Origin of the sequence: Shewanella sp. KT0246 (assembly GCF_019654955.1) — a bacterium.
In the GTDB taxonomy this organism is placed as follows: domain Bacteria; phylum Pseudomonadota; class Gammaproteobacteria; order Enterobacterales; family Shewanellaceae; genus Shewanella; species Shewanella goraebulensis.
This window is the reverse complement of sequence record NZ_BPEV01000011.1, coordinates 66,165-79,414: the sequence shown is the minus strand read 5'-3', so window position 1 is coordinate 79,414 and position 13,250 is coordinate 66,165. Positions and strand designations below refer to the sequence as shown.

Annotated in this window: 11 protein-coding genes; 3 read left to right on the top strand and 8 right to left on the bottom strand. The window is 42.4% G+C overall.

What is annotated here, in order from left to right; all coding sequences use genetic code 11:
• Positions 1–37 precede the first annotated feature (37 nt).
• The 3 genes from K5Q58_RS07285 to K5Q58_RS07275 are packed head-to-tail and all read right to left on the bottom strand — an operon-like array spanning position 38 to position 4,137.
• A complete protein-coding gene (locus tag K5Q58_RS07285) occupies positions 38–1,480 on the bottom strand; it encodes a pitrilysin family protein (protein WP_220753285.1) in 1,443 nt (480 codons plus the stop codon).
• The gene (locus tag K5Q58_RS07280) at positions 1,477–2,805 is read right to left on the bottom strand and encodes a pitrilysin family protein (RefSeq protein WP_220753284.1); all 1,329 of its coding nucleotides are present in this window, start codon (positions 2,803–2,805) and stop codon (positions 1,477–1,479) included. The genes K5Q58_RS07285 and K5Q58_RS07280 overlap by 4 nt, the downstream gene beginning before the upstream one ends.
• Positions 2,806–2,847: 42 nt before the next feature.
• Positions 2,848–4,137, bottom strand: coding sequence for an amidohydrolase (locus K5Q58_RS07275; protein WP_374758484.1), 1,290 nt, complete (start codon positions 4,135–4,137; stop codon positions 2,848–2,850).
• A 249-nt stretch (positions 4,138–4,386) separates the two neighbouring features.
• Between K5Q58_RS07275 and K5Q58_RS07270 the strand changes: the two genes are divergently transcribed.
• On the top strand, positions 4,387–5,859 hold the full coding sequence (locus K5Q58_RS07270) for an ATP-binding cassette domain-containing protein (RefSeq protein ID WP_259651269.1): 1,473 nt from the start codon (positions 4,387–4,389) through the stop codon (positions 5,857–5,859).
• On the opposite strand, the gene K5Q58_RS07265 is transcribed toward K5Q58_RS07270, so the two are convergent.
• The 3 genes from K5Q58_RS07265 to K5Q58_RS07255 form a co-directional block, all read right to left on the bottom strand.
• Complete coding sequence (locus K5Q58_RS07265) at positions 5,856–6,206, bottom strand: hypothetical protein (protein WP_259651271.1); 351 nt, start codon at positions 6,204–6,206, stop codon at positions 5,856–5,858. The two genes, K5Q58_RS07270 and K5Q58_RS07265, sit on opposite strands and share 4 nt — an antisense overlap.
• A gap of 28 nt (positions 6,207–6,234) precedes the next feature.
• On the bottom strand, positions 6,235–6,834 hold the full coding sequence (locus K5Q58_RS07260; protein ID WP_220753332.1) for a tRNA-uridine aminocarboxypropyltransferase: 600 nt from the start codon (positions 6,832–6,834) through the stop codon (positions 6,235–6,237).
• A 158-nt stretch (positions 6,835–6,992) separates the two neighbouring features.
• Positions 6,993–8,201, bottom strand: coding sequence for a multidrug effflux MFS transporter (locus K5Q58_RS07255; RefSeq protein ID WP_220753281.1), 1,209 nt, complete (start codon positions 8,199–8,201; stop codon positions 6,993–6,995).
• 129 nt (positions 8,202–8,330) lie between these two features.
• Here K5Q58_RS07255 and K5Q58_RS07250 point away from each other — a divergent pair, with 129 nt between their 5' ends.
• Both K5Q58_RS07250 and K5Q58_RS07245 read left to right on the top strand, forming a co-directional pair.
• Positions 8,331–9,311, top strand: coding sequence for a LysR family transcriptional regulator (locus K5Q58_RS07250; RefSeq protein ID WP_220753280.1), 981 nt, complete (start codon positions 8,331–8,333; stop codon positions 9,309–9,311).
• A gap of 213 nt (positions 9,312–9,524) precedes the next feature.
• A complete protein-coding gene (locus K5Q58_RS07245) occupies positions 9,525–9,869 on the top strand; it encodes a hypothetical protein (protein ID WP_220753279.1) in 345 nt (114 codons plus the stop codon).
• Between the two features lie 1,209 nt (positions 9,870–11,078).
• Here the strand turns inward: K5Q58_RS07245 and K5Q58_RS07240 are convergent.
• Together K5Q58_RS07240 and K5Q58_RS07235 are read right to left on the bottom strand one after the other, a co-directional pair.
• Entirely contained in the window at positions 11,079–12,482 is a 1,404-nt protein-coding gene (locus K5Q58_RS07240; RefSeq protein WP_220753278.1) for a tetratricopeptide repeat protein, read from the bottom strand.
• A gap of 35 nt (positions 12,483–12,517) precedes the next feature.
• The gene (locus K5Q58_RS07235; protein WP_220753277.1) at positions 12,518–13,249 is read right to left on the bottom strand and encodes a hypothetical protein; all 732 of its coding nucleotides are present in this window, start codon (positions 13,247–13,249) and stop codon (positions 12,518–12,520) included.
• Between the last annotated feature and the right edge of the window lies 1 nt (position 13,250).

Below are 13,250 nucleotides of genomic sequence, written 5' to 3'. Positions count from 1 at the left end.
GCATTCAAAATATTAACCACAATGGTAAGGCTATCCGTTACTGACCAAAACCCACGTCCGTCATATTAATTTGGGTCACTTCGCCATATTCTTTGGCGATATCAGCTACTTTAGCTGCATTACCAATTAATACAAACTGAAGGTTTTCTTGCGGGAAGTAATTGCGAATCAAACGCTTAGTTTCTTCAAGGGTTAAGCCATCAACCTTAGCTTGAAACTCATTAATGAATGAATCATCAAACTTGTAGATATACATATCAGCCATCAACTCAGCAAGTTGACCGCCGGTTTCAAATTTTGGTGGATATTGACCTTTTACATAGGCTTTAGCCGAATCTAAGGTTTGCTGATCTATGCCTTCCTCCCATAAACGTGCATAGGTTTTTAAGGCTAAGTCCATAGCCTCTTTTGTTGTGCTGGTTTTGGTAAAGGTACTGATTTGAAAAGTACCTGAATCAGAAAACGCATTAAAGCCAGAGCGTGCGCCATAGGTTAAACCTGCATTAACACGTAGTTCGTCATTTAACCACGAGGTAAAACGGCCACCTAAAATGGTGTTGACTACCGTTAGCCCTACATAATCAGGATTATCGCGACTGATACCTAAGCCACCAAAAATAAAGGTCGTTTCAATAGCATCAGGCTTATCCACCAACAACACACGGCTTGACGACAAGCTAGGTAAACCTTGACTTAAATCCGGCTGCACTGCTTTTTCAGAGCCTTGCCAATGACCAAAGGCTTTGGTTAGCTTGGCCTTCATTTCAGCTGCATCAAAGTCACCCACGACATTAATTGCCATGTTGCTTGGCTGGTAATAACTTTTGTGGAATGCGCGCAGTTGAGCAATATTGATTTCGGCTAACGAAGTGCTATTGCCCGTTGTAGGGTTAGCGTAAGGATGCTGTCCAAAGACCATTTTAGAATAGTATCGACCAATCACAGCGCGAGGACTTTCTTTTGCTTGAGATAAGCCAACAATTTCCCGCTGTCTTAGCTTCTCAAATTCAACACTATCAAAGTCAGGCGACATTAGTACGTCTTGCATTATCGCCAGAACTGTATCGACATCTTTACTCATAAAATCAGCACCGATTAGTGTGCTTTCTCGGCCTGAAGCGGTATCTAAGCTAGCACCAAGAAAATCAATCGTCTGCTCAATCTCGGCTTTGGTTTTACCACCTGCGCCAAGCATTAAACTTTTAGCAGTCATGTACGACACGCCAGAGGTAGTGTCATTCACCGCACCAGCTCGAACAACGGCGTTTACATTAATAATGGGCACTTCAGACTGCACCATAAAATTCACTTTAAGGCCATTATCTAACGTCATTGATTGGTACTGCGGCATGCTGAAGCTACCGGTATCAACAGTGTTGGTTTTATCACTGGTACTTGCACAACCTGTTAGCGCCAATGTACAAGCAAGTGCAATGGCCGACACTGTGGTGTTTTGGCTAAATCTTGATAATGAAATCATTGGTCAGCTCCTTCTGTTGCAGCTAACACACCCACTGTGCGATTGGCTTTACGTAAATAAGTTTGAGCAACACGCTGAATGTCTTCAACGGTGACTTTGTTATAGGCTTCTGGCGCACTGAAGAGTTTTTCATAACTACCAAAATACAACTCATAACGGCCTAATGTATTAGCGCGGCCATTAATGGTTTGCATAGTACGGTAAAAGTCCATTAGCTTAATATTCTTAACTTTTTCAAGCTCGTTTTGGCTAACACCTTCTAAGCTAATACGATTGATTTCAGCAATCATATTGGCTTCAAGTTGCACAGCATCAACACCTAAATTGGCAACACCCATAAAGTAAAATAAGTTAGGGTCAAACGACATTGGTAAATACGACATCACGTTTGAAGCGACTTGCTTATCGACTAATCCTTGATAAAGACGCGAGCTATTACCTTCACTGAAAATAGTATTCAGTAAATCTAACGCGTAGTAATCTTCATGCTTTGTTGAAGGCACATGGTAAGCCAGCATCACATTGGGTGTGCTCACTGACGCTTTTTCAACAAATACGCGGCGCTCACCTTTTTGCAGCGGTTCTACTGTGCGTACAGCTTTAGGTGGCGTTTGTGCAGGTATAACACCAAAGTACTGCTTTGCGAGTTTTTTCACTTCAGCCACTTTGACATCGCCAGCAATCACTACCACGGCATTATTCGGTGCATAGTAAGTTTTATGATATTGCTGTAAATCTTCTAAACTCCAAGCGGCAATATCAGACTCATGTCCAATCACTGACCAACTGTAAGGATGCGCTCTGAATGCCGCACTCTTCACCTCTTCTTGAATGGTACGCCAGTTTGAATTTTCAAGCCCTGTAGTGCGCTCTGATTGCACCACACCGCGCTCACTTTCAACCATTTCAGGGTTTATATCCAAATTAGCGATACGGTCTGCTTCTAAATCAAAGATGGTTTCTAACGCATTGGCTGGGAACCAATCGGTATACACAGTAATATCTTCAGTGGTGTAAGCGTTATTTGCGCCACCAGCAGCTTCCATCGTGCGGTCAAACATTTTAGGGCCATATTTTTTAGAACCATTAAACATCATGTGTTCAAAAAAGTGCGAAATCCCCGTTATACCAGGTACTTCATTACGCGAGCCCACTTTCCAAAATAAATACATATTGGCATTGGGAATACTGCTGTCTTCCAGCACCATTATTTTCATGCCGTTATCTAACGTAAACGTATTCACATCTTCTTGAGTAGTGGCATTAGCATTAATGCTCACCCAAGTTGTCAGTAATACCACTAACGCGGCGATTCTGCGTTTCATGATTTTTTCCTTTTTATAAATCGTAAAGTACGACAATGAGTTCTATTTAGTCGCGCCTAATGCAGTTAAGGCGATTTGAGTCATGGTTTGTACGCCGACTTTAAGCGCGCTTTCATCCACATAAAATGATGGCGAATGATTACTTGCAACGGTTGCAGGGTCTTTCCCCTCAGGCGTTACCCCAAGAAAATAAAACAAACCCGGTGTTTCTAATGCGTAATAAGAAAAGTCTTCTGCACCAGTTATCAGCCCTGGTTCAATCAAGTTATCTTCGCCTACTACGCTGCGGATCACTGGGCGCATGTCAGCCACTAATTTAGGATTATTAACTGTCACAGGGTAACCAGCATCAATCTCAGTAATCGCAGTTGCGCCTAATGTTTTAGCTGAAAGCTCGGCAATTTCAGCCAGCTTAACTTTAATCTCAGCGCGCATATCTTGATCAAAGGTACGGATAGTACCAATCAGCTCTACTTCATCGGGAATGATGTTTGAGCGAATACCACCATTAATGGCGCCAAAGCTCACAACAGCTGGCGCTTTAGTCACATCAACTTGACGGCTAATAATAGTTTGTACGCTATTAATGATTTGTGCTGATGCCACAATAGGGTCAACACCGCCCCAAGGGCGAGAGCCGTGAGTTTGGCGACCTTTAACCGTAATGGTAAATGAGTCTTCTGACGCCATCGCAGGGCCAGAACGCAGTCCAATCACACCAGTTGGCAAGCTTGAAGTGACATGCATACCAAACACTTGATCTGGCGTTCGCTTAGCAAATAGTCCCTCTTTGAGCATTAACTCAGCGCCGCCCTCTTCTCCAGCTGGTGCGCCTTCTTCAGCAGGTTGGAAGATAAACATCACATCACCAGCAAGACTCGCTTGTGACTTGACTAAGTTTTCTGCCACGCCCATAAGCATTGCAACATGGGTGTCATGACCACAGGCATGCATCACGCCAACAGTTTGGTCGCGGTAGGTATCGGTGGCTTTCGATGCAAATGGCAAATCAACTTCTTCGGTGACAGGCAAGGCATCCATGTCGGCGCGAATACCAATAAGCGGACCAGGTTTTGCCCCTTTTAATATGGCAACAACACCAGTGTGAGCGATACCTGTTTGCACCTCTAAGCCTAAAGACTCAAGGTGTTTAGCAATCACTTTGCTGGTTCTAAATTCACGATTCGATAATTCAGGGTGTTGATGCAAATCTCGGCGCCACTCAATCACTTTCTGTTCTATATCTGCGGTAAGCTTGGCCGCATCGGGAGTGTTCGCTAAAACGGGAGCCGAAATAGGGCTTAATAGTGTCGCTAAACAAAGCGCAATCATTGAGGGACGCATAAATCTTCCATGGTTATTATGGTTTTTGTGCGATTTAATCTACAGGGTCTAGCCGAAGTTGTTAAATATTTTGTTATTGCAGGGCCTAAGAAATTGTTTCGATTTGTTTACTGACTCAATCGCCCAACTTATAAATAAACAATATTATGGCTTTTATCATCACCTTGTTATGCTTCAAATTAATAGTGATATGGTCATTTTTTGCTAAGTAAAGCGAATAAACCTAGGATGAAATTAATGGATATCAAGTTTCATGAGTTTACAGCCAAAACCAACAGTGTCAGCCTTGATATTGCCGACTGGCATATTTGCCATCAATCATGGGGCGTTTTTTGCGCTCATAGCGATATTGGTTCATTGATTGGCGATGCCCTTTGTCAGCCAAATGATCCTAGTCATAAACTAGACATTATCTCAGGAAGTATCACTAAATCATCTAACAACATCGCCCAAGTATCGTTAACAGAACAACAAAGGTTGCAGGCCTTAGAGCTTGAAAATGATGATACCGACTTTTCCAACGTGGTCGATAAAGGCAGTACGGTTATGGATCTCATTAGCCTACAAGTTCATGCCTGCACCGATAACAAAGACACCCTCGTCAATTCAATATTAACGGATCTGGATTTACACTATCTACAACAGCGTGGGTTTCATGAACTCTCCACCGGCGAAACTCGTCGAGTCATGTTGGCGCGCGCCATTGCATCACAACCCGACTTTCTTGTACTAGATAACCCCTTTGCAGGTTTAGATGTTGAACATAGGCAATCTCTAGCGACGTATCTTGCTCAACTCAATATCCCTATGATGGTGATATTTTCCCGCGAAGAAGACATGCCGCAATGGATAGATAGCATTGCGATATTCAGCCACGGTAAATTAGACAGCATCATGGATAAAGCCAGCTGGAACAGTCATCCGGTGATAGGACAAATTAAGTCTCAATCTAAGGTACAAAGCGAGTTAATGCTGGCATTAATGCAGCGTCACCAACATCAAAGTCAGTTTGAAAACCCCGTTTTTGAACTTAAAAATGGCAAAGTGGCTTACAGTGATAAAACCATTTTTACTGATATAAACTGGCGGATTGATAATGGTCAGCATTGGCAAGTAAAAGGGCCTAATGGTTGTGGTAAAAGTACATTACTAGGACTGATTTTCGGTGATCATCCACAGTGCTATAGCAACGATATCCAGATCTTTGGCAAGCAACGTGGAAGTGGCGAAACGATTTGGGAGATTAAACAGCACATAGGAATGGTGTCATCAGCATTGCACCTGCAATATCGGGTCAATTGCAGTGCTATGGAGGTGATTCTATCTGGGTTTTATGACTCTATCGGCCTGTATCAACAAGCCAGTGTTAAACAAAAAGAAGTGGCTCATGATTGGCTAACCATTTTACATATGGAGTCGCTGGCCAACACCCCAATGAAGCAATTGGATTACAGCCAACAACGACTATTACTCATCGCGCGCGCGTTAGTGAAACAACCCACATTGCTGATATTAGATGAACCTTACCAAGGGTTAGACTACTTAGGGATCCGCTTAGTAAGAAACACGCTTGAATTAATCGCAAGGGAAAACTTAAGTCAGCTACTGTATGTGTCTCATTATCACCAAGACAGTTTAGCCAGCATCAAGCATTACTTAGAGTTCGTTTATGATGAAGACAGTGAGGGCTATAAAGCCTGCGTCAGTTAATCCTGCTCTTCGATTTTACGTTCTTTAGCAGCGGCCTCTTTGGCTTCGCGTAGATATTTGTCTGCGCGAGACTCACGTTCACTGAATTGTGCTTGAGACTTTTTTATCTGCTCTTTTTCCCACTCGCCAGACTCTTGACGCGCTAGGACTTCTTGTTCGCGGTTTGTGGTATCGCTTGCAGCTTTACGGGCTTTTTCTAGCTGTTCTTGCTCCGTCTTTTTAGAATCAATTCTGCCTTGGTCTGCCTTTTGAGATAAGGTCAGACGCGGTTTATCACTGGCTGTTGCAGTAAAAGAGATTGCTAGCATCAAACTCATAAAAGCCATTGCTGTCATGCGGTTCAACATCGTCATTATCTTCCTTGTTTTGTTGCTGCTATTTTTCTTGAGCATAGCGTGCACGCACTGCGGCAGGCATCGCATCTAGCTTATGTTGCACCATAGCATCAAAGGGTGCAAACATAGGTGCTATGTCCAATGATGGACTTATAGCTTGAAGCATGTACGCTGTCGCTTCTAGGGTTGATAAGCTATCACTGCGCTTTGCCTTACGGATACGGTATTGTGATACACCTTCAAACTCAATATGCAGCGCAGGTAGCTCTAATAGCCACGGATTAAGCTGGAGCATTTTAAAAGCTTTTCGCCAAGTACCGTCAATCAATAAAATAATACACTCTTCAGAAGCTTCAGAGTCCGCTGCACTTTGACTGGTTTCACTCGGATAAACTAAATAAACCGGTTTACCAGCTTGTTGTAAATATACTTGCAGTTCAGCAAAGTCATCTGCCGTTTCCCCCACCACCACCTTCGTCGCAGGCAAGGTTAAACACAATAACTTCACCGTATTTTTAGCGTGCTCAACTTCAGATGGGTGCTGAAGCACAATCACCCCTGTCTTAATCGACATAGGTGACACACTATCGCAAATACAAGTTGTCTTTGGGTAACCACAATCATCACAGATAACTCTAATACTTCACCTCTATGAACATCTTTATGCTTTAAACAATCACTGTAAATTCACACCTTGAAAGACTATTTTAGCGCTAATTAGCTGTACTGTGCCAGAAACAACAATGCCGTTGAGTATTATTCAACGGCATTGCCTTAAATCAGTTTATCGCAAAGGGTTTAATGCTCTGGGTGAACTTGTTCCATATGCAAATGGCTTAAGCTTTTAAGTGACATCATTACCAGTAGTAATAAAGATAACCCACCCATTAAGATGGCAACAGCATATGGGGCTGTAATATCGGTCATTTGTATTAAACCAGCTAACACTGAAGCACCGCTCATTTGAATACAACCTAGCATGGCAGCTGCAGTACCCGCTCTTTCACCGAAAGCTGATAAAGCCATTGACGTTGCAGGGCCGAGCAAAATAGCAAAGCCAATACATAGCAGCATCATAGGCAGCATAAAGCCTAAACCTGCAGCAAAACCTGATTGTGGCCCCACTAATTGCACCACAACTTCAAGTGCGGCAGCCAATAACATCATACCCAGTGCCACAACAACAGCGGGACGATTACCAATATGCTTAACGAGTACTGGCGCAGCAAAACAAGCGGCAATATTCACTGCAGCGTTTAAGCCAAATAAACCACTAAACGCAAGCTCACTTACTCCTAACTCACCAATTAACCACATTGGCGAATACGATACGTAAGTGACGATAGAGGCCATAGCCACCATACAAGTGCTAGCATAAAACAAGAAGTGTGCATCACTTAACACAGGTTTATAACGTGCCCAACGATATAAAGGACCGCTGGTATCGGTGTTCTCTGGACGAGTTTCTGGGAATTTAATTAATACAATAGCAAGTACGATAATGGCGTACAGAGCCATAAAAATAAACGTAGAACGCCAACCAAATTGAAGCGCTAATAAGCCACCTAGTGTTGGTGCCAAAGCAGGAATCACACAAATAGCGCCATTTAAGTAGCTATACATTTTGACGCTTTCTTTGCTGCTATAGCAGTCACGTACAGCACTGAATACCACAATTGAGGTTGAACAAGCCGCTAGGCCTTGTAAAACTCGCGCTAATTGCAGTACTTCAAACTCTTGCGCCATCGCACCAATAAGACTACTGACGCCATAAAGGACAATACCAAATAATGCGATAGGACGACGCCCAAAACGATCCGCTAAAGGACCAATCAGGATTTGCCCTAAGCCCATCGCAAACAAAAACAGCACTAATGTCGACTGAACCTGACTGCCACTCACACCATACTCTAATGCCATGGTTGGCATTGATGGTAAGTAAATATCGATGGCTAATGGGCTTAGTAGCACCATAAACATCAGCGTTGGCAACAAATTACGTCTCATTGTTCAATTCTCTTTCTTTAATTCAAATGTTGATTCTGGCGCGCATTCTAGACTACTCATGGTATGAATAGAAATGGTATGATTTCCTAAGTAAATTTCCCTAGAGGAATATCAGTCAAGGAATATCACATGAATATTGATAATCTTGCCAAGATTGACTTAAATCTACTGGTCATCTTGCAAGTCCTGCTCGAAGAGCAAAGTGTCACCCGTGCTGCGAGTCGTTTGCACTTAAGCCAATCCGCGCTCAGTAAAAGTCTTAATCGTTTGCGGGTAACCCTTGATGATCCTTTATTTCAGCGAACGGCTCACGGTTTAAAACCGACTGCTCATGCTGTTCAGTTAGGGCACCAATTGCCGCAAATTTTACAAACTTTGCATCAACTCACCCAGCCGCCGACCTTTGTACCTGCCAGTAGCCACCAGCATTTTTCATTCTCTATGGTCGAGAGTGCCTATGAAACGTTACTACCTTATTTCATCGGCAGAATTTTACATGATGCACCCAACGTCAAACTCGACTCTTATGTTTGGACTGAAAAGTCGATGCAAGATTTACAGCTGGGCCAAATTGATTTTGGTATTGCTGGGCGTGATACCCACCCCCAAGCAGATTTGAAAATCGAACAACTTCCAGATGGCATAGAGCACCAAACATTATTCAAAGATAAACAGGTCTGTTTAGTGCGCAAAGGTCATCCAATGTTAGACGTGATCCGCAACAAAAAATGGGACTTAGATACCTATTTAAGTATGTCGCACGTACAGGTTCGTTGTGAAGGCAATGACTGGTGGGCATTGGATTATCATTTAGCAAATTTAAATTTACGGCGTCAGATCAGTACCACGGTGCCTGACTTTTATGGTGCTGCAAGCATTTGCGCTCATAGTGATTTGATATTTACCCTGCCATCGAGCTTTGCGCGTCACGCTGTAAAATTATATCCGCTAGAAGAAATACCCTTACCGTTCGAATTTATGCCAATGGCTTATGTGTTGTTATGGCATGAACGCAATAGCCAAGCACCAGGGCATTTGTGGCTAAGAAACATCATTTGTGAAAGTGTCGCTACGGCTGTAAAACAAACTCAAATCGAAATGCTGAAATAATGCTCATGAACTCTATCTATTCATACATTTGTGTTATTTGACCCTCTACATAGGTAGCAATCATGATCAAACATTAATCAGGATTAACGTGACGTTAATAGTGCTTTTATTGCACACTGAAAGTGTCATCACTTTAAAAAGTGATTTTATCAAAGGTTGAAACAGTATCCATCGCCATTTTGATACTCGCTCTATCCATATTGAGGAACATCAATGAATTTTAATCAGTTTGTAAATCAAGCACAGGTCAAACAGCGTGTTGGCACTATGCATCCATTTATTGCATTACTGTCGATTGTGGCCATCGGAATAACATCGATTGTACTGCTACCTTTTTTATTGGTATTTGCGCTAGTGAGCTTTATTGGGCTCAATTTATTAAGCCGTAAATATCTAGCACCTAAAATGCAGCCAATATTCGGCAACCGTTCACAACAAGATGAAGTGTACCGAGGTAACCCGAATGTACAACGCGAACAGTCGCTGTATAAGTCTGAGATGTTTAAGCGTTCGAACCCATCGTCTGGCGGACGCACTTTCGAGCATCAACCGGACTAAACATTCATATGGTCAGTTAACCTTGATTCCCCCGAGGTTGATTGGCCATGATGTTTATTAAAGCTTTTGAGAGTTTATAGCTCAAACTAAAACACCGCCAAATGGCGGTGTTTTTTATAATTAAACTGGATATTTATACACTAACTACTCAACTAGAAAATGCAGTTTTCGGTGCTCTTTCACACCTTTCACGGGCAACAGTTATCGCATGTCGCCCCTTGTTGGGAGCAGTTTTTAATGCTGGGAAAGATCTAATTTCTCTAAAATACCTAACACCATTACTTACACATTCATTATAAATTGCTTTCTCTTCTTTTATTTGGTCTTCAGTTTTTTACAAGCGGTTAGGAGCAATGTCACCAATATAAACGCAGTTCTTTTTGCAATCATAATGATTCTTCATTCCGTGATAATTAATACAAACCCAATAAAATCAACAACTAAAAATAATTATTAGGATTATTTCATAATGTACTATCTATTATAAACGATTCCCATTCTGAACCTAAAGTCGTGGTGCTTCGCCCACACCAGACCAAAAGGGAGTGAACGGCAACTCCCTCTTGGATCACCCACCCGCTCCATTGAAGTGTTATTCCCTCAATCTTATAAGTGAATTTTCTAACGCCTCAGATTCGCCTTCCATGGCTCAATCTAAGGCTACCTCGGCATCCTTGCCGAGCTCACTAAAATTCACTTAACACTTTCGGACACTTCAAACGGAGACCATTTAGCCTGCAAGTTCATCTCTTATTTCTAGATAGAACTAAGCTATAAGTCCTTAAAGCTTTTCGAATTCGGCCTGAAATTTCATAACAATTGAGCTCATCAAGAAAATCGCGAGAGTCTGGCCATGGTCTTTCTCGCACATCCATGTGCTTCAAGGCATTTAGTACATCCTGTACTTAAGATTCTGGCTAGCTTTAGAGGGGAAGGGACGCCCCATCGGAAGCGATAGTGATTTTCGAAGATGGGTGAAGCAGGTTACAGACAGCATTAGAAGCTAAAATAACTTCCGTTGGAAATTTTGCTTTTTAAATTTCGCCGGAGAGGCTAGGGATATCGAAAAGGGAAAAGCTGTTGTTTCCCTTTCGTCATTCTTTGCATAAGATCGGAGGCGAAGCGCCACGACCTTGATCTGTTTCATGTAGAAGAAATTAATTAAAAAGGTCATCCAGACATCTAAACTTAACTACCCAAAGATCAAAATTAAGCCAATATGCCTTGTGCATGAACCAAAGATTTAAGCTCTTCATCGCTAGGTTTAAGCGCGATGACATTATCAATTTGAATTTGCAGCGATTGCCAAATCGGTTCGATAATCTCGGCTTGTTCATCATTAGCATATTGTTTAGCAAGTTTAAGCAATGAGGCCGATTCAACCACATCAATGCGTTTAAATACACCATCAGCAAGCGCTACACTTAGCTCTATCATTGCAGGTACACTGCGGCCGTAGTTAATGACATCACGTAAATAACGCTCAGCTAAACACACATCAGCGCCTAAGCCAGAATCATCGTTTAACATGTGTTGAGCGCGGGTAAACATGGCATCAAGTTGCCCTTGCTCTGCCGCTTCTGCTAACCAATGTTCGCTGGTATTCGCGTTAGCTTCGCAACCTTCGCCGTTAAACAGCATTAGCGCTAAATGGTATTGCGCATGGGGGTAACCAGCCTGCGCAGCTTTATTAATCCACTCAAAGGCTTTGTCTAACTGTTGCTGCTGATAATATAGTACGCCAAGGTTAGACATGGCTTCGGTGTTTTCAGCTAATGCCGCTTTTTCAAGCCATGTAGCTGCTACGCTTAAATCAACGCTGAAGTTTTCACTGCCAACTAAGTAGAAGAAACCTAATAACGCTTTAGCTTCAACCACACCTTCTTTAGCAGCACGTTCAATGGCAAGCTCACCTGCTACGGCATTTTTACTGCCGTTGTATCCGTGAAGTAATGCAACACCGTGCTCAAACAAAGCTTGTTGATGCTTATCTGACGCCAATTCAAACCAATTAGCGGCTTGTTTGAAGGTACTGACTGATTCAGCATGCTCAGCTGCTTCTTGATCAAGAGATTGCTCTTGTTCTTGCTGCATTAATGCTTTTGACTTAAGCGACATACCCACTAAGTACTGAGCTTGATGATCATTATGCATAACGGCTTGATAGCAAAGTTCACGACCTACAAACGAGTCAAAAGCTTCAAACTGATATTCAGGCGCTTTTTTACGATGGATTTTAGGGTAAAGCAGGGTAATTAACGACAAGATATTCTTGATGGTTTTCTCAGCGAGTGAGACTAATTGATCTTGGGTTAAATGGTATTTTTCAGGATGCGCGCCACGATTACCGTCACTTCGCAGTCGATGCAATGCACGCGTCGTTGGTACATCAATAAAACGCATGCGATTTAACTGTTCGATGCGGTCATAGAGATTAGGGCTATTAAATTTTACTGACTGTTTTTCTGCCAGCAATGAGGTTACTTGATGGGTAAAGCTGCGAACAAACACCAAAGCTTGGGTTGGAATATCCCTGACATAGCTTTTAGCTTTGGTGTAATCATCCACTATTTCAGCTGAGAAGCCGCCAATAAACTCAATATCATTTAACACTGGCGGTTACCCCTCTGCTTTCATTCACTATTCAGTTAGATCTCAGTGGTATCAGATTCACTTTCATCTGTATTACGGTTAACCATATACAATCTAAATAGCGCAACGTTAACGAATAGTCCTAAAAATGCGAACAAGGTATCAGTAATAACTCGTAACGGGAATCCACCGAACTCGGTTAACTGTAAGACGATGCCACCGACCATTGAAAGCGGTAGATATAACATTAAAATCATCATCGTTTTCAATACGATTGGTGACGAAAACTTAAAGCTACTTTTAATGGCTTCTAATGGTGATACACGCTCAACAATGACCATAAAGTTAACGTAAGCAAGACGTGCGAACAGATAAAAACTAATACTTAAACCAATAATCCAAAATGGTCCAAATACTGCAAATAACATCACTGGCGCTAATATAGCTAAACCAGAGAATACCCCGGCAAGTAAAAGTGGTGGCACAAAGGTAAAGCTATTTTTCAGTACTAAACCTGGGGTGACTTCGTGTCCGCGTGAACGAACTTCCAGATATAGAGTTAACGCTGCAATAAGCAACGAGAATATGAGTAATAGCACCATCATAGCAGCGCCGTGAATAGCACCAAATTGTGGCACCTCAACTTCAGCTTGTGCTGCCAGCTCACCGCCAAGCCAAACTTGGATCATGACCTGAATTAACAGTAGTGGCACTGTAAGTGACGCAAGCTGCGCCACGTGGTTACGAAAGAAATTATATGCTTCAGTCAAAATTGCAGACAATGACATG